26 protein-coding genes and 1 tRNA gene are annotated in these 24,378 nt (G+C 62.8%); 2 read left to right on the top strand and 25 right to left on the bottom strand.

Annotation, left to right across the window (positions count from 1 at the left end):
- Nucleotides 1-8 precede the first annotated feature (8 nt).
- The 16 genes from rplN to rpsL all read right to left on the bottom strand — a co-directional run bounded on the left by rplN (nt 9) and on the right by rpsL (nt 9,902).
- Nucleotides 9-377 (bottom strand): 50S ribosomal protein L14, encoded by a 369-nt coding sequence (gene rplN / locus ACT2BZ_RS18035; RefSeq protein ID WP_457936584.1) that lies wholly within the window; start codon nt 375-377, stop codon nt 9-11.
- A gap of 66 nt (nt 378-443) precedes the next feature.
- Entirely contained in the window at nt 444-686 is a 243-nt protein-coding gene (rpsQ, locus tag ACT2BZ_RS18030) for a 30S ribosomal protein S17 (RefSeq protein ID WP_457936582.1), read from the bottom strand.
- Nucleotides 687-696: 10 nt separating this feature from the next.
- Nucleotides 697-897 carry a 50S ribosomal protein L29 gene (gene rpmC, locus ACT2BZ_RS18025; RefSeq protein ID WP_457936581.1) on the bottom strand — a complete coding sequence of 67 codons (201 nt, stop codon included), beginning with the start codon at nt 895-897 and terminating at the stop codon, nt 697-699.
- 12 nt (nt 898-909) lie between these two features.
- On the bottom strand, nt 910-1,323 hold the full coding sequence (rplP, locus tag ACT2BZ_RS18020) for a 50S ribosomal protein L16 (RefSeq protein WP_457936579.1): 414 nt from the start codon (nt 1,321-1,323) through the stop codon (nt 910-912).
- A gap of 27 nt (nt 1,324-1,350) precedes the next feature.
- The gene (gene rpsC / locus ACT2BZ_RS18015) at nt 1,351-2,073 is read right to left on the bottom strand and encodes a 30S ribosomal protein S3 (protein WP_457936578.1); all 723 of its coding nucleotides are present in this window, start codon (nt 2,071-2,073) and stop codon (nt 1,351-1,353) included.
- Nucleotides 2,073-2,462 carry a 50S ribosomal protein L22 gene (rplV, locus tag ACT2BZ_RS18010; protein WP_457936576.1) on the bottom strand — a complete coding sequence of 130 codons (390 nt, stop codon included), beginning with the start codon at nt 2,460-2,462 and terminating at the stop codon, nt 2,073-2,075. The genes rpsC and rplV overlap by 1 nt, the downstream gene beginning before the upstream one ends.
- A gap of 2 nt (nt 2,463-2,464) precedes the next feature.
- The gene (gene rpsS / locus ACT2BZ_RS18005) at nt 2,465-2,743 is read right to left on the bottom strand and encodes a 30S ribosomal protein S19 (RefSeq protein WP_457936574.1); all 279 of its coding nucleotides are present in this window, start codon (nt 2,741-2,743) and stop codon (nt 2,465-2,467) included.
- 17 nt (nt 2,744-2,760) lie between these two features.
- Nucleotides 2,761-3,594 (bottom strand): 50S ribosomal protein L2, encoded by an 834-nt coding sequence (rplB, locus tag ACT2BZ_RS18000; RefSeq protein WP_457936573.1) that lies wholly within the window; start codon nt 3,592-3,594, stop codon nt 2,761-2,763.
- 22 nt (nt 3,595-3,616) lie between these two features.
- Nucleotides 3,617-3,910, bottom strand: a complete 294-nt coding sequence (locus tag ACT2BZ_RS17995; protein ID WP_457936571.1) for a 50S ribosomal protein L23 — start codon at nt 3,908-3,910, stop codon at nt 3,617-3,619.
- The gene (gene rplD, locus ACT2BZ_RS17990) at nt 3,907-4,527 is read right to left on the bottom strand and encodes a 50S ribosomal protein L4 (RefSeq protein WP_457936569.1); all 621 of its coding nucleotides are present in this window, start codon (nt 4,525-4,527) and stop codon (nt 3,907-3,909) included. Before rplD ends, ACT2BZ_RS17995 begins: the two co-directional genes overlap by 4 nt.
- Nucleotides 4,528-5,244, bottom strand: a complete 717-nt coding sequence (gene rplC / locus ACT2BZ_RS17985; RefSeq protein ID WP_457936568.1) for a 50S ribosomal protein L3 — start codon at nt 5,242-5,244, stop codon at nt 4,528-4,530.
- A gap of 19 nt (nt 5,245-5,263) precedes the next feature.
- Nucleotides 5,264-5,572: a 30S ribosomal protein S10 gene (gene rpsJ, locus ACT2BZ_RS17980; RefSeq protein ID WP_006205468.1), complete on the bottom strand. Its 309-nt coding sequence runs from the start codon at nt 5,570-5,572 to the stop codon at nt 5,264-5,266.
- A gap of 68 nt (nt 5,573-5,640) precedes the next feature.
- Nucleotides 5,641-6,816 carry an elongation factor Tu gene (tuf, locus tag ACT2BZ_RS17975; protein WP_457936534.1) on the bottom strand — a complete coding sequence of 392 codons (1,176 nt, stop codon included), beginning with the start codon at nt 6,814-6,816 and terminating at the stop codon, nt 5,641-5,643.
- Between the two features lie 61 nt (nt 6,817-6,877).
- Entirely contained in the window at nt 6,878-8,968 is a 2,091-nt protein-coding gene (gene fusA / locus ACT2BZ_RS17970) for an elongation factor G (protein ID WP_457936563.1), read from the bottom strand.
- A 29-nt stretch (nt 8,969-8,997) separates the two neighbouring features.
- The gene (gene rpsG / locus ACT2BZ_RS17965; RefSeq protein WP_457936561.1) at nt 8,998-9,468 is read right to left on the bottom strand and encodes a 30S ribosomal protein S7; all 471 of its coding nucleotides are present in this window, start codon (nt 9,466-9,468) and stop codon (nt 8,998-9,000) included.
- Between the two features lie 62 nt (nt 9,469-9,530).
- Nucleotides 9,531-9,902, bottom strand: a complete 372-nt coding sequence (gene rpsL / locus ACT2BZ_RS17960) for a 30S ribosomal protein S12 (RefSeq protein WP_006333356.1) — start codon at nt 9,900-9,902, stop codon at nt 9,531-9,533.
- A 461-nt stretch (nt 9,903-10,363) separates the two neighbouring features.
- On the opposite strand from rpsL, the gene ACT2BZ_RS17955 reads away from it, so the two are divergent.
- The gene (locus ACT2BZ_RS17955; protein ID WP_457936553.1) at nt 10,364-10,648 is read left to right on the top strand and encodes a transcriptional regulator; all 285 of its coding nucleotides are present in this window, start codon (nt 10,364-10,366) and stop codon (nt 10,646-10,648) included.
- Between the two features lie 143 nt (nt 10,649-10,791).
- Nucleotides 10,792-11,727 (top strand): Gfo/Idh/MocA family protein, encoded by a 936-nt coding sequence (locus tag ACT2BZ_RS17950; protein WP_457936552.1) that lies wholly within the window; start codon nt 10,792-10,794, stop codon nt 11,725-11,727.
- Nucleotides 11,728-11,823: 96 nt separating this feature from the next.
- Here the strand turns inward: ACT2BZ_RS17950 and rpoC are convergent, their stop codons facing one another.
- The 9 genes from rpoC to ACT2BZ_RS17905 form a co-directional block, all read right to left on the bottom strand.
- Entirely contained in the window at nt 11,824-16,020 is a 4,197-nt protein-coding gene (gene rpoC / locus ACT2BZ_RS17945) for a DNA-directed RNA polymerase subunit beta' (protein ID WP_457936550.1), read from the bottom strand.
- Nucleotides 16,021-16,198: 178 nt separating this feature from the next.
- Nucleotides 16,199-20,335 (bottom strand): DNA-directed RNA polymerase subunit beta, encoded by a 4,137-nt coding sequence (gene rpoB / locus ACT2BZ_RS17940; protein WP_457936548.1) that lies wholly within the window; start codon nt 20,333-20,335, stop codon nt 16,199-16,201.
- Nucleotides 20,336-20,556: 221 nt separating this feature from the next.
- Nucleotides 20,557-20,934, bottom strand: coding sequence for a 50S ribosomal protein L7/L12 (rplL, locus tag ACT2BZ_RS17935; RefSeq protein WP_457936546.1), 378 nt, complete (start codon nt 20,932-20,934; stop codon nt 20,557-20,559).
- Between the two features lie 54 nt (nt 20,935-20,988).
- Nucleotides 20,989-21,507: a 50S ribosomal protein L10 gene (gene rplJ / locus ACT2BZ_RS17930; protein WP_457936544.1), complete on the bottom strand. Its 519-nt coding sequence runs from the start codon at nt 21,505-21,507 to the stop codon at nt 20,989-20,991.
- Between the two features lie 364 nt (nt 21,508-21,871).
- The gene (gene rplA, locus ACT2BZ_RS17925; protein ID WP_457936542.1) at nt 21,872-22,573 is read right to left on the bottom strand and encodes a 50S ribosomal protein L1; all 702 of its coding nucleotides are present in this window, start codon (nt 22,571-22,573) and stop codon (nt 21,872-21,874) included.
- Nucleotides 22,574-22,577: 4 nt separating this feature from the next.
- On the bottom strand, nt 22,578-23,006 hold the full coding sequence (rplK, locus tag ACT2BZ_RS17920; protein ID WP_457936540.1) for a 50S ribosomal protein L11: 429 nt from the start codon (nt 23,004-23,006) through the stop codon (nt 22,578-22,580).
- A gap of 160 nt (nt 23,007-23,166) precedes the next feature.
- Nucleotides 23,167-23,694, bottom strand: a complete 528-nt coding sequence (gene nusG / locus ACT2BZ_RS17915) for a transcription termination/antitermination protein NusG (RefSeq protein ID WP_457936538.1) — start codon at nt 23,692-23,694, stop codon at nt 23,167-23,169.
- Between the two features lie 26 nt (nt 23,695-23,720).
- The gene (gene secE / locus ACT2BZ_RS17910) at nt 23,721-23,924 is read right to left on the bottom strand and encodes a preprotein translocase subunit SecE (RefSeq protein ID WP_457936536.1); all 204 of its coding nucleotides are present in this window, start codon (nt 23,922-23,924) and stop codon (nt 23,721-23,723) included.
- Between the two features lie 308 nt (nt 23,925-24,232).
- Nucleotides 24,233-24,308 (bottom strand) — tRNA-Trp (locus ACT2BZ_RS17905).
- Nucleotides 24,309-24,378: the final 70 nt, after the last annotated feature.

Genomic DNA, 24,378 nt, shown 5'->3' with positions numbered 1-24,378 from the left:
TTCCGTCCTTACAAAACTTCAGGCGCGAGCGAGATGATCTTCATGTGGTTCTTGGCGCGCAGTTCGCGCGGAACCGGGCCGAAGATACGCGTGCCGACCGGATCTTTCTTGTTGTCGACGAGCACGGCCGCGTTCTTGTCGAACCGGATCACGCTGCCGTCGGGGCGGCGGATGTCCTTGGCCGTGCGAACCACGACCGCCTTCATCACATCGCCCTTCTTGACGCGGCCGCGCGGGATGGCTTCCTTGATCGACACCACGATGATGTCGCCAACAGAAGCGTATTTCCGCTTCGAGCCGCCCAGCACCTTGATGCACATGACACGACGGGCGCCGGAGTTGTCCGCGACGTCGAGGTTTGTTTGCATCTGAATCATGACAGACCGCCTTCTTCATTCAACGGGAGCGGCTGTCGCCCTCTCCCGGTTCTGTCCAAAATTTCTTTACTGCGCCTGCGCTTCGGTAATGACGACCCAGCGCTTGTCCTTGGAGATCGGAGCCGACTCCTGGATGAAAACCTGGTCGCCCACCTTGCAGGCATTGTTGGCGTCATGCGCCTTGTACTTCTTGGTCGAGCGAACGACCTTCTTCATCACGGGATGCGTGAAGCGCCGTTCGACCTTGACGACAACCGTCATCTCGTTCTTGTCGCTGACGACAGTGCCCTGCAGAATGCGCTTTGGCATGATCTTGTCCTTATACCTTCTTGGCCGAAGATTTTTCGGCGGCGATGGTCTTGATGCGCGCGATGTCCCTGCGGACGATCTTCACGCGCGCTGTCTTCTCTAGCTGGCCGGTCGCCTTCTGGAAGCGCAGGTTGAACTGCTCCTTCTTGAGGCTCGCCAGTTCGTCGTTTAGCTGGTCGGCGGTCTTCGCCCTGACGTCGGAGGCTTTCATTGCCGTCCCTTCCTATTCTGCGATGCGCTGAACGAAGCGCGTCCTGACAGACAGCTTGGCTGCACCGAGGCGCAGTGCCTCGCGTGCGATTTCCTCGCTGACACCATCGATCTCGAACATGATGCGGCCCGGCTTGATGCGCGCCGCCCAATAGTCGACGGCACCCTTGCCCTTGCCCATGCGGACTTCGGTCGGCTTCGAGGTCACCGGCACATCCGGGAAAATCCGGATCCACACGCGACCGGCGCGCTTCATCTCGCGGGTGATCGCGCGGCGGGCCGCCTCGATCTCACGCGCGGTAACGCGGTTAGGCTCCAATGCCTTCAGCCCGTAGCCGCCGAAATCCAGGTTGGTGCCGCCCTTGGCGAGACCATGGATGCGGCCCTTGAACTGCTTGCGGAACTTTGTGCGCTTTGGCTGCAGCATCGTTCTTACTCCAAATTCCCTTTAGGCTCAGGCGTTTTCGCGGCGACGGCCGCGTTCGCGATCGCCACCACCATGCGAATGATCGCCTTCGGTCGCCTTGCGCTCGGAAGCCATCGGGTCGTGCTCGAGGATCTCGCCCTTGAACACCCAGACCTTCACGCCGCAAATGCCGTAGGCAGTCTTGGCTTCGGCCGTGCCGTAGTCGACGTCGGCGCGCAGCGTATGCAGCGGCACGCGACCTTCGCGGTACCATTCCATGCGCGCGATTTCAGCGCCGCCGAGACGGCCCGAGCAGTTGATGCGGATGCCTTCCGCGCCGAGGCGCATGGCCGACTGAACGGCACGCTTCATGGCGCGGCGGAACGCGATACGGCGCTCGAGCTGCTGGGCGATCGACTGGGCGACCAGCGTCGCGTCGATCTCCGGCTTGCGAACCTCGACGATGTTGAGGTGCGTCTCGGACTTGGTCATCTCCATCAGCTTGCGACGAAGCTTCTCGATGTCCGCACCCTTCTTGCCGATGATCAGGCCAGGGCGGGCAGCGTGGATGGTGACGCGGCACTTCTTGTGCGGACGCTCGATGACGACCTTGGAGATCGCGGCCTGCTTGAGTTCCTTCTCAAGATACTCGCGGATCTTGATGTCCTCGTGCAGCAGCTTCGCGTACTCGCCGGTGTTTGCGTACCAGCGGGAGTCCCAGGTGCGGTTGATGCCGAGACGAAAGCCGATCGGATTGATTTTCTGACCCATTATGCGGCCTCCCCTTTTTCTTCGACTTCACGAACGACGATCGTGAGGTGCGAGAACGGCTTTTCAACGCGGCTTGCACGGCCGCGGCCACGGGCGTGGAAACGCTTCATGACGATCGACTTGCCGACATAGGCCTCGGCGACGATCAGTGCGTCGACGTCCAGGTCGTGATTGTTTTCCGCGTTGGCGATCGCCGACTCGAGCGTCTTCTTGACGGTGCCGGAGATGCGCTTCTGCGAGAACTCCAGATCGGAGAGCGCGCTGGCGACCTTCTTGCCGCGGATCAGCGCGGCAACGAGGTTCAGCTTCTGCGGGCTGATACGGATCGTGCGCAGTACAGCGCGCGCTTCGTTGTCAGCAAGCCTGCGCGGAGCTTTGGCCTTGCCCATGGTTATTTCCTCTTCGCCTTCTTATCCGCGCCGTGACCGAAATAGGTCCGGGTCGGAGCGAACTCACCGAACTTGTGGCCGACCATGTCCTCGTTCACCGAGACCGGGACATGCTTCTGACCGTTGTAGACGCCGAAGGTGAGGCCGACGAACTGCGGCAGAATGGTGGAGCGACGGCTCCACATCTTGATCACCTCGTTGCGGCCGCCTTCGCGCACCTTGTCGGCCTTCTTCAGAAGATAGCCGTCGATGAACGGGCCTTTCCAGACTGAACGTGTCACTTCTTGACTACCTCTTCTTATTTCTTGCGCTGATGGCGCGAGCGCAGAATAAACTTGTCGGTCTCTTTGTTGGACCGCGTCTTCTTGCCCTTGGTCGGCTTGCCCCAGGGGCTGACCGGATGACGGCCGCCCGAGGTGCGGCCTTCACCACCGCCGTGCGGATGGTCGACCGGGTTCATGGTGACGCCGCGGTTGTGAGGACGCTTGCCCTTCCAAACCGTACGACCGGCCTTGCCGAGATTGATGTTGCCATGGTCCGGGTTGGACACCGCGCCGATCGTGGCCATGCACAGGCCGCTGACGACGCGCTGCTCACCCGAGTTGAGGCGCAGGATGGCCATGCCCTGGTCGCGACCGACCAGCTGGGCGTAGGAACCGGCCGAACGGGCGATCTGACCGCCCTTTTCCGGCTTCAGCTCGACATTGTGGATGATCGTGCCGACCGGAATGGACGACAGCGGCATCGCGTTGCCCGGCTTCACGTCGACCGACTTGCCGGCGACGATCTTGTCGCCCGGAGCCAGACGCTGCGGCGCCAGGATATAGTTCAGCTCGCCGTCGTCGTACTTGACCAGCGCGATGAAGGCGGTGCGGTTCGGATCGTACTCGATCCGCTCGACCGTTGCCGACACGTCCCACTTGCGACGCTTGAAGTCGATGAGGCGGTACGAACGCTTGTGACCGCCGCCGATAAAGCGCGCCGTGATGCGGCCGGCATTGTTGCGTCCGCCCGACTTGGTCAGGCCTTCCGTCAGGCCCTTGACCGGCTTGCCCTTGTAGAGCGCCGAACGGTCGACCAGCACCAGCTGGCGCGTGCTCGGCGTTACAGGGTTGAATTTCTTGAGTGCCATTATGCTTTCCTCGCGCCCTGTCTCAGAGGCCCGTCGCGACGTCGATCGACTGGCCGTCGACCAGAGTCACGATCGCGCGCTTGAAGTCGCTCTGCCGGCCAATGGTGCCGCGGAACCGCTTCACCTTGCCCTTGCGGACCAGCGTGTTGACGGCCGTCACCTTGACGCCGAAAAGCGCCTCGACAGCAGCCTTGATTTCCGGCTTCGTCGCCTTCTTCGCGACGTTGAAAACGACCTGGTTCTGTTCGGAAGCCATGGTCGACTTTTCAGTGATGGCCGGGCTGACGATCACGTCGTAGTGCCGAAGGTCCGTCATTTGAAGCGCTCCTCGAGTGCCTCGACGGCGGCCTTCGAGAGGACCAGCGTGCCGCGGCGAAGAATGTCGTAAACATTGATGCCCTGGATCGGCAGGACGTCGATGTTCGGGATGTTGGTCGCAGCGCGCTTGAAGTTCACGTCGAGCTCGGTGCCACCGATCATCAGTGCATTGGTCAGGCCGAGCGCCGCGAAATTGGCGATCAGTGCCTTGGTCTTGGGGTCCGACACGGCCAGATCATCGATGATGATGAGGCTGGACGACTTGGCCTTGGCCGACAGCGCGTGCTTCAGGCCGAGAGCGCGGACCTTCTTGGGAAGGTCGTGCTCATGGCTGCGGACAACCGGGCCGTGGGCCTTGCCGCCGCCGCGGAACTGCGGTGCGCGAGCCGAGTGGTGACGGGCGCGGCCCGTACCCTTCTGCTTGTACATCTTGGCGCCGGTGCGGGCGATTTCCGCGCGGCCCTTGGTCTTGTGCGTGCCGGCGCGGCGCTTGGCAAGCTGCCAGCGCACGACGCGCTGCAGGATGTCGTCGCGCGGATCCAGCCCGAAGATCTCCTCGGAGAGCTTCAACTTGCCGGCGTCCTTGCCCGCGAGGGTGGTGATCTTGAGATCCATTTATTCTGCCCCCTCTGTGGCGGCTGCTTCAGTCTTGGCGGCTGCAGCGCGAATACCGCCCGGCTTGGGAGCAGCATCCGGAAGCGCAACCTTGGCGGCGTCGCGGACCAGGATCCACGCGCCCTTCGAACCGGGAACCGCGCCGCGGATCAGGATCAGGCCGCGATCCGTGTCGGTCGAAACGACCTCGACGTTCTGCGTGGTCACGCGGGTATTACCCATGTGGCCGGCCATCTTCTTGCCCTTGAACACCTTGCCCGGGTCCTGACGCTGGCCGGTCGAACCGTGCGAACGGTGCGAAACCGAGTTACCGTGCGTTGCACGGCCACCGCCGAAATTGTGGCGCTTGATAACGCCCTGGAAGCCCTTGCCGATCGTCGTGCCCGTCACGTCGACCTTCTGGCCGGGGACGAAATGCTCGACAGTGATCTCGGCACCGACGTCGAGCATGTTGTCGGCGGAAACGCGGAATTCCGCGACCTTCGACTTCGGCTCGACAGACGCGGCGGCAAAATGACCGCGCAGCGACTTCGTCGTGTTCTTCACCTTGGCCATCCCAACGCCGAGCTGGACGGCCGTATAGCCGTTCTTCTCGTCGGTGCGCTGGGCAACGACCTGGCAGTTCTCCATCTGGAGAACGGTAACCGGAACATGCTCGCCTGCGTCGTTATAGACGCGGGTCATGCCCAGCTTCTTTGCAATTACACCTGAACGCATCAGTCCGTTCCTCCCAAGCCTAAAGCTTGATCTCGACGTCGACGCCGGCAGCCAGGTCGAGCTTCATCAAAGCATCGACGGTCTGCGGGGTCGGGTCCACGATATCGAGCAGCCGCTTGTGCGTGCGCATTTCGAACTGTTCACGGCTCTTCTTGTCGACGTGAGGCGACCGGTTGACCGTGAATTTCTCGATCCGCGTCGGCAGCGGAATGGGGCCGCGGACGTTGGCACCGGTGCGCTTTGCCGTCGAAACGATCTCTCGCGTCGAGGCATCGAGCACCCGGTGATCAAACGCCTTCAGGCGGATGCGGATATTCTGTCCGTTCATGCGTCAATTCCTTGTTCCGGCGCGGCGCGAGTTCGTCTCGCGCCTGCGACAGATCGGTTTAAGTCCAGTTACTCGGTAATGCTGGCGACGATGCCGGCGCCAACCGTGCGGCCGCCTTCGCGGATGGCGAAGCGCAGCTTCTCTTCCATGGCGATCGGCACGATCAGCTCGACATCGACCGTGATGTTGTCGCCCGGCATCACCATCTCGGTGCCTTCCGGAAGCGACACGATGCCGGTCACGTCCGTCGTGCGGAAATAGAACTGCGGACGGTAGTTGGTGAAGAACGGCGTGTGACGGCCACCCTCTTCCTTGGTCAGGATGTAGGCTTCGGCCACGAACTTCTTGTGCGGCTTCACCGAACCGGGCTTGGCCAGAACCTGGCCGCGCTCGACGCCTTCACGGTCAACGCCGCGGATCAGCGCGCCGATGTTGTCGCCGGCCTGGCCCTGGTCGAGCAGCTTGCGGAACATCTCGACGCCGGTAACAGTCGTCTTGGTGGTGTCGCGGATGCCGACGATCTCGACTTCCTCGCCAACCTTGATGATGCCGCGCTCGACGCGACCCGTCACGACCGTGCCGCGGCCCGAGATCGAGAACACGTCCTCGATCGGCAGCAGGAACGGCTTGTCGACCGGACGCTCGGGCGTCGGGATGTAGCTGTCGACGGCGGCCATCAGCTCGCGGATGGCGTCCTCGCCGATCTTCTTGTCGCCATCGTTCAGAGCGGCAACGGCCGAACCCTTGATCATCGGAATGTCGTCGCCCGGGAAGTCGTACTTCGACAGCAGCTCGCGAACCTCGAGCTCGACCAGCTCAAGCAGTTCCTCGTCGTCGACCAGGTCGACCTTGTTGAGGAACACGACCAGCGCCGGAACGCCGACCTGGCGGGCCAGAAGGATGTGCTCGCGCGTCTGCGGCATCGGGCCGTCAGCAGCCGAAACGACCAGGATCGCGCCGTCCATCTGGGCAGCACCGGTGATCATGTTCTTCACATAGTCGGCGTGGCCGGGGCAGTCGACGTGGGCATAGTGGCGGGCTTCCGTCTCGTATTCGACGTGGGCCGTCGAGATGGTGATGCCGCGCGCGCGCTCCTCGGGAGCCGCGTCGATCATGTCGTAGGCCTTGAACTCGCCGAAATACTTGGTGATCGCTGCCGTCAGCGACGTCTTGCCATGGTCGACGTGACCGATCGTGCCAACGTTCACATGAGGCTTGTTGCGCTCGAATTTACCTTTTGCCATGTGAGGTCTCCATTCCTGTGAGCCGGTTAGGGCATTAAATTAAGTTAGCAACCGCAGTGGGTTACGCGTATTTCTTCTGAATTTCCTGCGCCACCGCGGTCGGCACCGGCTCGTAGTGATCGAACTGCATCGTGTACTGGGCGCGGCCCTGCGACATCGAGCGCAGGTTGTCGACGTACTTGAACATGTTGGCCAGCGGCACCATCGCGTTGACGACGGTAAGAACGCCGCGCGCTTCCGTGCCCTGGATCTGGCCACGACGCGAGTTCAGGTCGCCGATGACGTCACCGACGTAATCCTCAGGCGTCACGACCTCGACCTTCATGATCGGCTCAAGCAGCTGTGCGCCGGCCTTCTGAGCGCCTTCGCGGAATGCCGCGCGGGCGGCGATTTCGAAGGCGAGAACCGAGGAGTCGACGTCATGGTAGGCACCGTCGATGAGCGTCGCCTTGACGCCCAGCATCGGGAAGCCTGCCAGAGGACCGGAACCGAGAACGCTCTCGATGCCCTTCTGGACGCCGGGGATGTATTCCTTCGGCACCGAACCACCGACGATCTTCGATTCAAAGACGAAATCGTCGCTCTCGGAGTTCGGCTCGAAAATGATCTTGATGCGGGCGAACTGGCCCGAACCGCCGGACTGCTTCTTGTGGGTGTAGTCGATCTCGGCCAGACGGGTGATCGTCTCGCGGTACGCCACCTGCGGCGCGCCGACATTGGCCTCGACCTTGAACTCGCGCTTCATGCGATCGACGAGAATGTCGAGGTGAAGCTCGCCCATGCCGGCAATGATGGTCTGGCCCGACTCTTCGTCGGTCTTGACGCGGAACGAAGGATCCTCGGCGGCCAGGCGATGCAGCGCGAGGCCCATCTTCTCCTGGTCGTTCTTGGTCTTCGGCTCGATCGCGATCTGGATGACCGGCTCGGGGAATTCCATGCGCTCAAGGATGACCGGCTTGTTCGGGTCGCAAAGCGTGTCGCCCGTGGTCGTGTCCTTGAGGCCGGCCAGCGCGACGATGTCGCCGGCATAGGCCTCTTCGATGTCTTCACGCGAGTTGGAGTGCATCTGCAGCATGCGGCCGATGCGCTCCTTCTTGCCCTTCACCGTGTTGTCCAGCGAGACGCCCTTGGAGAGCTTGCCCGAGTAGATACGGGCAAAGGTCAGCGAACCGACGAACGGGTCGTTCATGATCTTGAAGGCCAGCATCGACAGCGGCTCGTCATCGGACGGCTTGCGGACGATCTCGGCTTCCGTCTTCGGGTCGATGCCCTTGATGGCGGGAACTTCGATCGGGCTCGGCAGAAAGTCGACAACGGCGTCGAGCAGCGGCTGCACGCCCTTGTTCTTGAAGGCCGAGCCACAGAACATCGGGAAGAACTTGACGGCGATCGTGCCCTTGCGGATCAGCGCGCGGATCTCGTCGTTCGACGGCATGTTGCCTTCGAGGTAGTTCTCGAGCGCGGTCTCGTCCATTTCGACGGCGGCTTCGATCATCTTCTCGCGATACTCGTCAGCGCGATCCTTGAGGTCGTCCGGAATCTCGACGATGTCCCAGGCAGCGCCCAGTTCCTCGTTGCGCCAGACAAGCGCCTTCATCTCGATCAGGTCGACGACACCCTTGAACTCGGTCTCGGCGCCGATCGGCAGCTGCATGACGACGGCCTGCGCACCGAGGCGCGAACCGATCATCTCGGCCGAGCGGTAGAAGTCGGCACCGACCTTGTCCATCTTGTTGCAGAAGATCATGCGCGGCACGTGGTACTTGTCGGCCTGGCGCCACACGGTCTCGGTCTGCGGCTCGACGCCGGCATTGGCATCGAGAAGCGCGATCGCGCCATCAAGCACGCGCAGCGAACGCTCGACCTCGATGGTGAAGTCGACGTGGCCCGGCGTGTCGATGATGTTGAAGCGGCGCATCTTGCCGTCGCGACCCTTCCAGAAGGTCGTCGTGGCGGCCGACGTGATCGTGATGCCGCGCTCCTGCTCCTGCTCCATCCAATCCATGGTGGCAGCGCCGTCATGGACTTCGCCGATCTTGTGCGACTTGCCCGTGTAATAGAGCACGCGCTCGGTGGTCGTGGTCTTGCCGGCATCGATATGCGCCATAATACCGAAATTGCGGTAGTCTTCGATCTTGTATTCGCGAGCCATGATGCTGTCTCTCAGTCTGTCTTCTGCGCTTACCAGCGGTAGTGCGCGAAGGCGCGGTTGGCTTCAGCCATCTTGTGGGTGTCTTCACGCTTCTTGACGGCCGTTCCGCGGTTGTTCGCCGCGTCCATCAGCTCGCCGGAGAGGCGGTCGACCATGGTCGTCTCGTTGCGGTTGCGCGCTGCCGTGATCAGCCAGCGAATGGCCAGCGCCTGGCGGCGCTCAGGGCGGACGTCGACCGGAACCTGGTAGGTCGCACCACCGACGCGGCGCGAACGGACCTCAACATGCGGCGCAACGTTCTCGAGCGCCTGATGGAAGACCGTGACCGGCTCCTGCTTGGTCTTTTCCTGCACCTGGTCGAGCGCGCCGTAGACGATGGTCTCGGCGACCGACTTCTTGCCGTGGTACATGACGGCATTCATGAACTTGGTGACGATAAGATCGCCGAACTTCGGGTCCGGGTTGATCTCACGCTTTTCTGCACTGTGACGACGGGACATGGTTCTTGTCTCTCAATCTCGTGGCAACGGCGCAGATGAAAAAGCGCCGGACCGGGAAACCCTTACTTCGGACGCTTGGCACCGTACTTCGAACGGCGCTGCTTGCGGTTCTTGACACCCTGGGTGTCGAGCACGCCGCGGATGATATGGTAGCGCACGCCCGGAAGATCCTTGACGCGGCCGCCGCGGATCATCACCACGGAGTGCTCCTGCAGGTTGTGCCCCTCGCCGGGGATGTAGCCGATCACTTCAAAACCGTTGGTCAGGCGAATCTTCGCCACCTTGCGCAGCGCGGAGTTCGGCTTCTTCGGCGTCGTCGTATAGACGCGCGTGCAGACGCCCCGCTTCTGCGGGTTCTGCTGCATGGCCGGGACCTTGTTGCGCTTTACCGGCGCAATGCGCGGCTTGCGGATCAGCTGGTTGACGGTAGGCATTAAACCCTCTTGTCTCTCAATTCCGTGTCTCAAGCCCGTGTTCAGGCTCGTCTTGGTCGAATTTCCATACGCAAATCCGGGCCACAAACCGCTAATCGCGGTCCTGCCCGAACAAAAAGCAGAGGAAGCGGTCACCGCTTCATGCAAGCCGGAAATGTTCATTCGCTCGTAAGACGAGCCCTGTTTGAGGCAAACTCCAGGGCGAGACGCCCGGGAAATCAAAACCTCACATCGGCTCAGATGACGCGGCTTCTACCCGCAACTCCGCATATCGTCAACCCTTACGCCCATAAATCTCACTGGCTCGGGCCCTACCGCGGCAATGCAGGGATGCGGCGACATTTTCTTGCGCCGGCTGCCCGGTTGCAAACAGATTGTGTCGGGGTGTTCGCAGCGTCTCGATCATGTAGAAGGAAAAGCATGGCGAATCTCAAGACCCGTGCGCGGCGTGGAGGAATCACATGACGAACGACAATGACGAGCGCGCCGTCACCATCATCATCGGCCGGGTCTTCAAGCAGAAGGGCGGCACGGCCGAAGGCGTGCATATCCTGCTGGTCGCGCCCGACGACGATACAGCCGTGCGCACGGCGCTCGAGGCGCTGACGCGCGAGGGCTATGCCGAGGCAGAACTCGACCAGATCGGCGACATGGAAGGTCCTCCCGACGACGAGCCGCATATGTCGGCCTATCAGGGGGCGCTCGAGGGCGAGGTGTCGATCGTGCTTATCGACCAGGATTTCTGACCCGCCGCCGATTCCCTCGCGCCGTCGCGGCTTCCCTGCCGGGCGATTCTCAAGGGTCCCCCGATTCTCATTCCGCCGGACGCTTCAATCGCAGTCCGAAACGCTCTATGAGAGCGCAGCTTCAACAGGAGCGTCTAGACAGCATGCCTTCCAGCACCACACCCATCAGGCTCGCCCTCGTCGGCATCGGCAAGATCGTGCGCGACCAGCATCTTCCGGCCGTCGCCGGAAACCCGGATTTCGAACTCGTCGCCGCGGCAAGCCGCAACGCGACCGTCGAGGGCGTCGCCAACTTCGCCACGATCGAGCAGCTGCTCGCATCCGACGTCGCCATCGACGCCGTATCGCTCTGCCAGCCGCCCCAATACCGGTACCAGGCGGCAAGGGCCGCCATTGAGGCCGGCAAGCACGTCTTCCTGGAGAAGCCGCCCGGCGCCACCGTCAGCGAGGTCGAGGACCTCAAGCGGCTGGCGGACGAAAGGGGCGTGTCGCTGTTTGCCAGCTGGCACTCGCGCTATGCTCCCGCCGTAGAGGCCGCGCGTGCCTTCCTTGCCGGCACGGTGATCCGCGCGGCGCGCATCGACTGGAAGGAAGACGTCCGCCGCTGGCACCCGAACCAGGACTGGATCTGGCAGGCCGGCGGTTTCGGCGTGTTCGATCCCGGCATCAACGCGCTGTCCATCGCCACCCACATCCTGCCTGCGATGCACATCACGGGGGCGAGGCTCGACTTCCCCGCAAACCGCGACGCACCGGTCGCCGCGCAGGTCAGCTTCCGCACCTCGGGCGGCGTCACGGTGCCGATGGACCTCGACTGGCTGCAGACCGGGCCGCAGACCTGGGACATTTCGGCCGAAACCGACGCCGGCACCATGGTGCTGTCGAGCGGCGGTGCAAAGCTCGCCATCGACGGCCGCACCGTGCACGAGGAGCCGGAAGCCGAGTACCCCATGCTCTACCGGCGGTTTGCCGAGATCGTCGCCGCCCGCACGTCCGATGCCGACCTCGCGCCGCTGCAGCATGTCGCCGACGCCTTCATGCTCGGCAAGCGCAACGTGGTCGAGGCCTTCTTCGACTGATCCCCATTCGGGGCGCCCTGCCCCGGCTGCCACCCGAGACGAAAAAAGCCGCCGGGGTTTTGCCCCGGCGGCTTTTTCTTGAAAGGACCGTTTCGCCTATTCGGCGGCGTTGGTCATGTCTTCCAGCATCGGATCGGCCATCTCCACACCGGACGCCTTGCGGCGCTCGTCGAGGATGAGCTCGTCGCGCGACGTCGCGATGCGCCGGATCTGGCTCATCTGGCCGCCGGTGCCCGCCGGGATAAGCCGGCCGACGATGACGTTCTCCTTGAGGCCCTGCAGCATGTCGGTCTTGCCGGCAACAGCAGCCTCGGTCAGCACCCTGGTCGTTTCCTGGAAGGAAGCGGCCGAGATGAAGCTTGGCGTCTGCAGCGAGGCCTTGGTGATGCCGAGCAGCACAGGCTGGCCTTCGGCCGGCTTCTTGCCCTCCTCGACCAGGCGCTCGTTGATCTCATCCAGTTCGATCACGTCGACGTGGTCGCCCGGGATGTAGGTCGAGTCGCCCTGCGTGGTGATCTCGACCTTCTGCAGCATCTGGCGAACGATCACCTCGATGTGCTTGTCGTTGATCAACACGCCCTGCAGCCGGTAGACCTCCTGGATCTCGTTGACGAGGTAGGAAGCCAGAGCCTCCACGCCCTTGATCGCCAGGATGTCGTGCGGCGCTGGGTTGCCGTCGAGGATGTAGTCGCCCTTCTCGATGGCGTCGCCGTCCTGCAGATGGAACGGCTTGCCCTTCGGGATCAGGTACTCGACCGGCTCGAAGGTCGAATCGTGCGGCTCGATGATGACGCGACGCTTGTTCTTGTAGTCGCGGCCGAAGCGGATCGTGCCGTCGATCTCGGCGATGATGGCGTGGTCCTTCGGACGGCGTGCCTCGAAGAGCTCGGCCACACGCGGCAGACCGCCGGTGATGTCCTTGGTCTTCGCGCTTTCCATCGGGATACGCGCAATCACATCGCCCGGGCGCACCATGGCGTCCGGCTCGACCGAGAGGATGGCCTCGACGGAGAGCTGGAAGCGGGCGTCGCCGCCCTTGGCCAGCTTGCCGACCTTGCCCTTGGCGTCATAGATGACGATCGCAGGCTTGAGGTCCGTGCCGCGCGGCGTCGAACGCCAGTCGATGACCTCGCGCTTTGTGATGCCGGTCGACTCGTCGGCGGTTTCCTGCACGGAAATACCGTCGACCAGATCCTCGAACACCACCTTGCCCTCGATCTCGGTCAGCACCGGACGGGTATAGGGATCCCATTCGGCGATACGCTGGCCGCGCTTCACCTTGTCGCCATCGTCCACGAAGATGCGCGAACCATAGGTCAGGCGATGCGTCGCACGCTCCTTGCCGGCCTCGTCCAGGATCAGAACCGCCATGTTGCGGCCCATGACCATGTTCTGGCCGTCCGAGTTGCGCACCACGTTGCGGTTGCGGATCGAGACCGTGCCCTCGTAGGAAGCCTCGAGGAACGAGCTGTCGACCACCTGCGCGGTACCGCCCATGTGGAAGGTACGCATGGTGAGCTGGGTGCCCGGCTCGCCGATCGACTGCGCCGCGATGACGCCGACCGCTTCACCCTGGTTGACCGGGGTGCCGCGTGCGAGGTCGCGTCCGTAGCAGACCGCACAGACGCCGGTCCTGACCTCACAGGTCAGTGCCGAGCGGATGCGCAGCGACTGGACGCCGGCCTTCTCGATCAGTTCGATGTCGCGCTCGTCCATCAGCGTGCCCGCCTTGACGATCAGGTCGCCCGTTACCGGGTGATTGACGTCATCGAGCGCGGTGCGTCCGAGGATGCGGGCACCGAGCGAGGCAACGACCTGGCCGGCATCGACGATCGGCTGCATGGTGAGGCCCTTTTCGGTGCCGCAGTCGAGCGAGTTGACGATGCAGTCCTGCGCCACGTCGACGAGACGGCGCGTCAGGTAGCCGGAGTTGGCCGTCTTCAGCGCGGTATCGGCGAGACCCTTGCGGGCGCCGTGGGTCGAGTTGAAGTACTCGAGAACGGTCAGGCCTTCCTTGAAGTTCGAGATGATCGGCGTCTCGATGATCTCGCCCGAAGGCTTGGCCATCAGGCCGCGCATGCCGGCAAGCTGGCGCATCTGGGTCGGAGACCCGCGGGCGCCGGAGTGCGACATCATGTAGATCGAGTTCATCGGCTTCTGACGGCCGTTGTCCTCGAACTCGACGGCCTTGATGCGGGCCATCATCTCGTCGGCGACCTTCTCCGAGCACTTGGCCCAGGCGTCGACCACCTTGTTGTACTTCTCGCCCTGGGTGATCAGGCCGTCATTGTACTGCTGCTCGTATTCCTTGGCGAGCGCCTCGGTGTCCGACACCAGCTTCAGCTTGGCTTCCGGGATCAGCATGTCGTCCTTGCCGAACGAAATGCCGGCGCGGCAGGCATGGCCGAAGCCGAGCGCCATGATGCGGTCGCAGAAGATCACAGTCTCCTTCTGGCCGCAGTGACGGTAGACCGTATCGATCATCTTGGAGATGTTCTTCTTGGTCATCTCCTGGTTGGCTGTCTCGAACGGCACGTTGACGTTCTTGGGCAGCAGCTCGCCGATGATCATGCGGCCGGGCGTCGTTTCGTAGATCTTCGACTCGAGCTTGCCCTCGGCATTCATCGTCTTGAAGCGGCCCTTGATCTTGGCGTGCAGCGTGACGACCTTGTTTTCGAGCGCATGCTGGAGTTCGCCCATGTCGGCAAACACCATGCCCTCGCCCGGCTCGTTCTGGTTGACGATCGACAGGTAGTAGAGACCGAGAACCATGTCCTGCGACGGCACGATGATCGGCGCGCCGGAAGCCGGGTGCAGGATGTTGTTGGTCGACATCATCAGCACGCGGGCTTCAAGCTGCGCTTCGAGCGACAGCGGGACGTGGACGGCCATCTGGTCGCCGTCGAAGTCGGCGTTGAAGGCCGTGCAGACCAGCGGGTGAAGCTGGATTGCCTTGCCCTCGATCAGGATGGGCTCGAACGCCTGGATGCCGAGGCGGTGAAGCGTCGGCGCGCGGTTGAGCAGCACCGGATGCTCGCGGATGACCTCGTCGAGGATATCCCAGACTTCCGGCTTTTCCTTCTCGACCAGCTTCTTGGCCTGCTTGACGGTCGAGGAGTAACCCTTGGCGTCGAGGCGGGCGTAGATGAACGGCTTGAACAGCTCGAGCGCCATCTTCTTCGGCAGGCCGCACTGGTGCAGCTTGAGTTCCGGACCGGTCACGATGACCGAACGGCCGGAATAGTCGACGCGCTTGCCGAGCAGGTTCTGGCGGAACCGGCCCTGCTTGCCCTTGAGCATGTCGGAAAGCGACTTCAGCGGACGCTTGTTGGCGCCGGTGATGACGCGGCCGCGGCGGCCATTGTCGAACAGCGCATCGACGGCTTCCTGCAGCATCCGCTTCTCGTTGCGGATGATGATGCCGGGCGCGCGCAGCTCGATCAGCCGCTTCAGGCGGTTGTTGCGGTTGATGACGCGGCGATAGAGGTCGTTGAGGTCCGACGTCGCGAAGCGGCCGCCATCGAGCGGCACCAGCGGACGCAGGTCCGGCGGGATCACCGGAACGACCTTCATGATCATCCATTCCGGACGGTTGCCGGATTCCATGAAGTTCTCGACCACCTTGAGGCGCTTGAGGAACTTCTTCTGCTTCAGCTCGGAGGTCGTGGTGGCGAGCTCCGAACGCAGGTCGCCGGCGATCTTCTCGAGATCCATGCCCGACAGCAGGTCGTGGATGGCCTCGGCGCCGATCATGGCGGTGAACGAGTCCTCGCCATACTCGTCAACGGCGATCGAGTACTCTTCCTCGCTCAGGAGCTGGTGCTCCTTCAGCGCGGTCAGGCCCGGCTCGGTGACGATGTAGTTCTCGAAATACAGGACCCGCTCGATGTCCTTCAGGGTCATGTCGAGCAGCGTGCCGATGCGCGAGGGCAGCGACTTCAGGAACCAGATGTGGGCGACCGGTGCGGCGAGCTCAATGTGGCCCATGCGCTCGCGACGGACGCGCGACAGCGTGACCTCGACGCCGCACTTCTCGCAGATGACGCCCTTGTACTTCATGCGCTTGTACTTGCCGCACAGGCACTCGTAGTCCTTGATGGGACCAAAAATGCGCGCGCAGAACAGGCCGTCGCGCTCAGGCTTGAACGTGCGGTAGTTGATGGTCTCCGGCTTCTTGATCTCGCCGAACGACCAGGACAGAATCTTCTCCGGGCTGGCAAGCGAGATCCGGATCGAATCGAACACCTGCGCAGGAGCCTGCGGGTTGAAGAGATTCATGACCTCTTGGTTCATGCCGTTCTCCTTTTCGGGGTTTAAAAAACCCCTTCTTCGAACAATAGCGGGCGATGTCGCCCATTCGTGATCGGGTCCAGCGCCGCCGCTCGGGCCCGGGATCACAGTAAATTTCGTAAAGCCGCCTCGGCGACCCGGCAGTTTGGGCGCACCGCGAATAACGCGGTGCGCCCTTGTTCTATTCGGCCGCGTCGGGCAGCCGGACCGGTTCGTCGTCGAGCTTGGTGTTTTCCAGCTCGACGTTGAGACCCAGCGAGCGCATTTCCTTGACGAGAACGTTGAAGCTCTCGGGGATGCCGGCCTCGAAAGTGTCGTCGCCTCTGACGATCGCCTCGTAGACCTTGGTGCGTCCGGCCACGTCGTCCGACTTCACAGTCAGCATTTCCTGCAGCGTGTAGGCGGCGCCATATGCTTCGAGTGCCCACACCTCCATCTCGCCGAAGCGCTGGCCGCCGAACTGCGCCTTGCCGCCCAGCGGCTGCTGGGTAACGAGCGAGTAGGGTCCGATCGAACGCGCGTGGATCTTGTCGTCCACCAGGTGGTGAAGCTTGAGCATATATATGTAGCCCATCGTCACCTTGCGATCGAACGGCTCGCCGGTACGCCCGTCATAGAGCTGCGACTGGCCGCTGGTGTGCAGGCCGGCATCGGTCAGCATGGCGTCGATGTCGGCTTCATGCGCACCGTCGAACACCGGCGTGGCGATCGAAACGCCGCGCCGCATCTGTTCGCCGAGCCGCACGATCGACTCGTCGTCGTACTGCCTGACCGGCTCGTTGCGGTCGTTCTCCGGGATCAGGTTCTCGATCGTCGCACGCAGCGGCTTGATGTCTCCAGCCGCCTTGTAGGCGTCGATCAGTTCGCCGATCTTCCTGCCCATTCCGGCACAGGCCCAGCCCAGGTGGGTCTCGAGGATCTGTCCGACATTCATGCGCGACGGCACGCCCAACGGGTTGAGCACGATATCGGCATGGGTGCCGTCCTCGAGGAACGGCATGTCCTCGACAGGAACGATCTTCGAAACGACGCCCTTGTTGCCATGACGGCCGGCCATCTTGTCGCCCGGCTGCATCTTGCGCTTCACGGCAACGAAGACCTTGACCATCTTCATGACGCCGGGGGGCATCTCGTCGCCGCGCTGCACCTTCTCGACCTTGTCCATGAAGCGCTGCTCGAGCGCCTTCTTGGAGTCGTCGTACTGGCCGCGAAGGGCCTCGAGCTCGCTCTGCAACTTCTCGTTCTCGACGGCGAACTGCCACCACTGCGAGCGCGGGAAGTCCTCGAGGATCTCCTGCGTCAGCTTGGTGCCCTTCTTGAAGCCCTTCGGGCCGGCAATCGCTTCCTTGCCCTTCAGCGTGTCGCTGAGGCGCGAGTAGACGTTGCGGTCGAGAATGGCCTGCTCGTCGTCACGGTCCTTGGCGAGACGCTCGATTTCCTCGCGCTCGATGGCCATGGCGCGCTCGTCCTTCTCCACGCCGTGGCGATTGAAGACGCGCACTTCGACGACGGTGCCGAAGGTCCCAGGCGGCATGCGCATGGAGGTGTCGCGAACATCCGATGCCTTCTCGCCGAAGATGGCGCGCAGGAGCTTCTCCTCCGGCGTCATCGGGCTCTCGCCCTTCGGCGTGATCTTGCCGACCAGGATGTCGCCGGGCGCCACTTCCGCACCGATATAGACGATGCCTGCCTCGTCGAGGTTCTTCAGCGCTTCTTCCGAAACGTTGGGAATGTCGCGCGTGATCTCCTCAGGCCCGAGCTTGGTGTCGCGGGCCATGACCTCGAACTCCTCGATGTGGATCGAGGTGAAGACGTCGTCGGAGACGATCTTCTCGGAGAGAAGGATCGAGTCCTCGTAGTTGTAGCCGTTCCACGGCATGAACGCGACGAGCACGTTGCGGCCGAGCGCCAGATCGCCGAGATCGGTCGAGGGACCGTCGGCGATGATGTCGCCCTTGTTCACCAGGTCGCCCATGCGCACCAGCGGACGCTGGTTGATGCAGGTGTTCTGGTTGGAACGCTGGAACTTCATCAGGCGGTAGATGTCGACGCCCGACTTGCCGGGATCGAGATCTTCCGTGGCACGCACGACGATACGCGTCGCATCGACCTGGTCGACGATGCCGCCGCGGCGGGCGCCGATGGCGGCGCCGGAGTCACGGGCGACGATCGGCTCCATGCCGGTGCCGACGAAGGGCGCTTCGGCGCGAACCAGCGGCACCGCCTGGCGCTGCATGTTCGAGCCCATCAGTGCGCGGTTGGCGTCATCGTTCTCGAGGAACGGAATGAGCGCCGCGGCGACCGAGACGAGCTGCTTGGGCGACACGTCCATGAGGTCGACGTTTTCGCGCGGCGCCATCATCACCTCGCCGGCATGCCGGCAGATGACGAACTCGTCGACGAACTGGCCCTTCTTGTCGAGCACGGCGTTGGCCTGCGCGACGTAGTGCTTGGACTCTTCCATGGCCGACAGGTAGCTGACGTCCATCGTCACCTTGCCGTCGACGATCTTGCGGTACGGCGTCTCGATGAAGCCGTACTTGTTGACGCGTGCGAAGGTGGCGAGCGAGTTGATCAGGCCGATGTTCGGGCCTTCCGGCGTCTCGATCGGGCAGATGCGGCCGTAATGCGTCGGATGCACGTCGCGCACCTCGAAGCCGGCGCGCTCACGCGTCAGACCGCCGGGTCCAAGCGCCGACAGGCGACGCTTGTGGGTGATCTCCGACAGCGGGTTGGTCTGATCCATGAACTGCGACAGCTGCGAGGAACCGAAGAACTCGCGCACGGCGGCAGCCGCCGGCTTGGCGTTGATCAGGTCCTGCGGCATGACCGTGTCGATCTCGATCGAGGACATGCGCTCCTTGATCGCGCGCTCCATGCGAAGCAGGCCGACGCGGTACTGGTTTTCCATCAGCTCGCCGACCGAGCGCACGCGGCGGTTGCCGAGATTGTCGATGTCGTCGATCTCGCCCTTGCCGTCGCGCAGTTCGACCAGCGTCTTGACGACGGCCAGGATGTCCTCCTTGCGCAGCACGCGCACGGTATCCTCGGCCTTCAGCTCGAGACGCATGTTCATCTTGACGCGGCCGACGGCCGACAGGTCGTAGCGGTCGGCGTCGAAGAACAGCGAGTTGAACATCGCTTCGGCCGTCTCGAGGGTCGGCGGCTCGCCCGGGCGCATCACGCGGTAGATGTCGAACAGCGCGTCCTGGCGGCTCTCATTCTTGTCGATCGCCAGCGTGTTGCGGATGTAGCCGCCGATGTTGATGTGATCGATGTCGAGTATCTGGATTTCCTTGTCGCCGGCGGCGAGCAGGACCTTCAGCGTCTTCTCGTCGATCTCGTCGCCTGCCTCGAGGAAGATCTCGCCAGTGCCGTAGTTGACGATGTCCTCGGCGAGGTAGCTGCCGATCAGGTCCTCGTCGGTCGCCTTGATGGCCTTCAGGCCCTTCTCGGCGAGCTGCTTGGCCTGGCGCGCCGTGATCTTCTTGCCGGCCTCGACAACGACTTCGCCGGTATCGGCGTCAACCAGGTCGGCGACGGCCTTGAGGCCGCGGAAGCGGTCCTGGCTGAACGGGATGCGCCAGTGATCGCCGGCCCGCTTGTAGGTCAGCTTGTTGTAGAAGGTCGACAGGATCTCTTCCGGGTCCATGCCGAGCGCCATCAGCAGCGACGTCGCCGGAATCTTGCGGCGGCGGTCGATGCGGGCGTGCACGACGTCCTTGGAATCGAACTCGATGTCGAGCCACGAACCGCGATAGGGGATGACGCGCGCGGCAAACAGCAGCTTGCCCGACGAATGCGACTTGCCCTTGTCATGGTCGAAGAAGACGCCCGGCGAGCGGTGCATCTGCGAGACGATGACGCGCTCGGTGCCGTTGATGATGAAGGTGCCGTTCAGCGTCATGAGCGGCATGTCGCCCATGTAGACGTCCTGCTCCTTGATGTCCTTGACGGACTTGGCGCCGGTATCCTCGTCGATATCGAACACGATGAGGCGCAGCGTCACCTTCAGCGGCGCAGCATAGGTCAGGTCGCGCTGACGGCACTCGTCGACGTCGAATTTCGGCGCTTCGAACTCGTACTTGACGAATTCGAGCATCGACGAACCGGAAAAGTCCGAGATCGGGAAGACAGACCGGAAAACGGCCTGCAGGCCCTCGTCGGGACGGCCGCCTTCGGGCTCGTCGACCATCAGGAACTGGTCGTAGGAAGCCTTCTGGACCTCGATGAGGTTCGGCATCTCCGCGACTTCGGGGATGTGCCCGAAGAATTTCCGTACGCGTCTGCGGCCATTGAATTTCTGGGTCTGGGCCATCGTCGCTCCTTGGCTAGCTCTCTTGGGGCGCTGCCCGCCGGCGCGCCTTGCAAATTCTGGGACCACCGCCGCGGTCCTTGAAAACGGTGAAAAACCCGTTTCCTGAAAGCCGTCCGGCCCTCAGGAAAGAGGTTCCCCAATACTTACCCCTTCACGCGGGCACCCTGGCTGGCAGGGAATTCGGCGGGCGACCGGAGCCGCCCGCCTGATAGCTGTAACGCTTACTTCAGTTCGACCTTGGCGCCGGCTGCTTCCAGCTGGGCCTTGAACTTGTCGGCGTCGGCCTTGGAAACAGCTTCCTTGACCGGCTTCGGAGCCGCCTCGACCAGGTCCTTGGCTTCCTTGAGGCCAAGACCGGTGATCGCGCGGACTTCCTTGATGACGTTGATCTTCTGTGCGCCTGCGTCGGTGAGGACGACGTCGAATTCCGTCTTTTCCTCGGCCGGAGCAGCAGCAGCACCGGCGCCGCCGGCAGCGGCAACGGCCACGGGAGCGGCAGCAGAAACGCCCCACTTTTCTTCCAGAAGCTTCGAAAGCTCGGCCGCCTCGAGGACGGTCAGGTTCGAAAGATCGTCAACGATCTTAGAGAGATCAGCCATTTGAATATTCCTTCATAAGGTTCGAACGTGTGTTTGTGATAGCGAGGAACGGCCTCATGCCGCCTCGTCCTTCCGGGCGTAAGCGCCGATGACGCGCGCAAGCGAACCTGCGGGCGCATTGACGATCTGGGCGATCCGGGTTGCCGGCGTGGCGATCATGCCAACCAGCTTGGCGCGAAGCTCGTCGAGCGACGGGAGCTGGGCCAAAGCCTTCACTCCGTCGGCGTCGAGCGCGGTCGTGCCCATGGATCCGCCGAGGATGACGAGCTTGTCATTTCCCTTGGCGAAGTCGGACGCGACCTTCGGTGCCGTAATCGGATCTTCCGAATAGGCAATCAGCGTCTGTCCCTTGAACAGGTCGATGATGCTTTCGGATTCCGTGCCCTGAAGAGCGATTTTGGCGAGACGGTTCTTCGCGACTTTGACGGTGCCGCCCGCAGTGCGCATTTTCGACCGAAGGTCGTTCATTTGCGCCACGGTGATACCGGCGTAGTGGGCCACGACTACTGATCCGGCGCCCTTGAAGGCGTCGTTCAGGCCCGTGACGAGTTCGCGTTTTTCCGCTCTGTCCACTGCCTATCTCCAGTTGACCCCTGCCCCGTTTTAGGGAACAGCGGTCGGGTTGCCTTTGCCGCGCGGGCTATCCGAATATTCCGGATCTCCCGAACAGCGCTCGAGGATCCTGCCCCCTTTCGCCACACCGGCAGGCCGGTGCGCAGACAAAAGGCAAACACGGTTCGAACCTTTCATTGGGGCAATCGCCCCGTTGTCCGGTCGTCACCCGTCTCATGCCGGCATTCATTAAGGCCCTGGGGCCGCCAACAATCTCGGACAGGATATGCGGAACCATTTCTGCTTCCGCATCCCGGGCCGCTTGCGAGGCCCGGAATTCTTGTTGCGGGATCAGCTGCCTAGGCGCCGATCCCGATGCTTGACGTCAGGACACAGCCGAGAGGCTGGCGACGTCGATCTTCAGGCCGGGGCCCATGGTCGAGGTGACCGAGACCTTCTTGACGTAGACGCCCTTGGAACCGGCCGGCTTGGCCTTGTTCACGGCGTCCGCAAAAGCCTGGACGTTCTCTTCCAGAGCCTTGACGTCGAACGAGACCTTGCCGACGCCGGCGTGCACGATGCCCGCCTTCTCGACGCGGAACTCGACGGCGCCGCCCTTCGAAGCCTTGACGGCAGCCGCGACGTCCATCGTCACCGTGCCGACCTTCGGGTTCGGCATCATGCCGCGCGGGCCGAGCACCTTGCCGAGACGGCCGACGAGCGGCATCATGTCGGGCGTGGCGATGCAGCGGTCGAAGTCGATCTGACCCTTCTGCACGATGTCCACCAGCTCTTCCGCACCGACGATGTCGGCGCCGGCAGCCGTTGCTTCGTCGGCCTTGTCGCCACGGGCGAACACGGCGACGCGAACCGTACGGCCCGTGCCGTTCGGCAGGTTGACCACGCCGCGGACCATCTGGTCTGCATGGCGCGGGTCGACGCCGAGGTTCATGGCGACTTCGATCGTCTCGTCAAACTTGACGGCCGAACGGTCCTTGAGCAGCTTCAGGGCCTCTCCGAGGCTATAGGCCTTTTCCGGATCGATGCCGTCGCGGGTCTTGGCCAAACGCTTTGAAATCTTTGCCATCGTCTCAGCCCACCACTTCCAGGCCCATCGAGCGGGCGGAGCCCTCGACCATGCGCATGGCCCCTTCGATGTCCGTTGCGTTCAGATCCTTCATCTTGGCCTCGGCGATTTCGCGCACCTTGTCGCGCGCGATCGTGCCGGCCTTGACCTTGCCCGGCTCCTTGGAACCCGACTTCAGCTTGGCGGCCTTCTTCAGGAAGTAGCTCACCGGCGGGGTCTTCATCGCGAAGGTGAAGGACTTGTCGACGTAATAGGTGATCACGACCGGAATGGGCGAACCCTTCTCGGCTTCCTGCGTCTGCGCATTGAACGCCTTGCAGAATTCCATGATGTTGATGCCGCGCTGACCGAGCGCCGGGCCGATCGGCGGGGACGGCGTCGCCGATCCTGCCGGAACCTGGAGCTTGAGCTGGCCTGCAATCTTTTTAGCCATTCTCTCTGCCTTTACTTCGTGCCGGACAGTGCCGGCGGTTGCAGTTCGGTGGTTCGGCTCCGACAGCCGGCTAAGCCGCCATCGCCTCCCACCTGTTCAAGGGGCGCATCTCGATGCGCACCTCACCCGCTGCCGGAACGAACCGGCCGCGGATATCCGGTCAGCCCTTTTCGACCTGACCGAATTCGAGATCGACAGGCACGGCGCGCCCGAAGATCGAAACTTCCACCTTGAGCCGCGCGCGGTCCTCGTCGACTTCCTGGACAAAGCCGTTGAACGAGGCGAACGGGCCGTCCGAGACGCGGATCGATTCGCCGATCTCGAAGGTCACCGACGGCTTCGGCCGCTCGACGCCCTCCTGCACCTGGTGCAGGATGCGCTCGGCTTCCTTGTCGGTGATCGCCACCGGCTTGGAATCGCCGAGGAAGCCGGTCACCTTCGGGGTGTTCTTGATCAGCGAGAAGACGGCGTCCGTCAGCGTGGCGCGAACCAGGACGTAGCCTGGGAAGAACTTGCGCTCCGCGTCGACCTTGCGGCCGCGGCGAACCTCGACGACCTTCTCGGTCGGCACGATGATCTGCTCGATCAGGTCGCCCAAACCCTTCTGCTTCGCCTTGTTCTCAATGTCCTCGGCGACCTTCTTTTCGAAGTTCGAATAGGCGTGGACGATGTACCACCGCGCAGTCATGCCAAAATCTCCAATATCGTCCGGCGTCAGCGCCCGATGCCGAGAATGATCTCGACGCCGTAGGCCATGATCTGATCAGCGGCAAAGAAAAACACCATCGCGATAACCGCGAATATGAGGACCATGATCGTCGAGATCATCGTCTCGCGCCGCGAAGGCCAGGTTACCTTCGCCGCTTCCACCCTCACCTGCTGCAGGAAGGTAAAGGGGTTGGTCGTCTTTGATGCCATGTGCCGCTCTGCTTTCGAGACCCGTTGACCGGGCTTCTGGATGATCCCGTGCGCCGGGAGATACTTCCTGCATGCTTGCCGGGAGCCGCGATTCGCGCTGCCGTCCAGCCATGCAAGATTGACGCGCAAAGCCGGTTGCCCAGCTCCACGCGCCGCGTGTCTGTTACGCCTACATAAAGTCGATTCTCCCCGCACGCAAGTGCGAAGATTCCGCTTCATGTTCCAAACGCCGCATAGGAACCATCCAATCGTCCCTTCCCGGCTATGGCGCCCTCGCAGCATGCACCATGCGAGACTGGTGATCGGACTGGCACGGGCAGCAGGGCTCGAACCTACGACCTGCGGTTTTGGAGACCGCCGCTCTACCAACTGAGCTATGCCCGTATGCGTCAGCGAACCGACGCTGTCGCTCTAGTTCGTCTTCCCGACGGCATCAAGCCCAAAAGTGCTCTAG

It is taken from the genome of Mesorhizobium sp. 10J20-29 (genome assembly GCF_054130485.1).
Note: the sequence above shows the minus strand (reverse complement) of the source record. Positions and strands in the feature narration are given on the sequence as shown.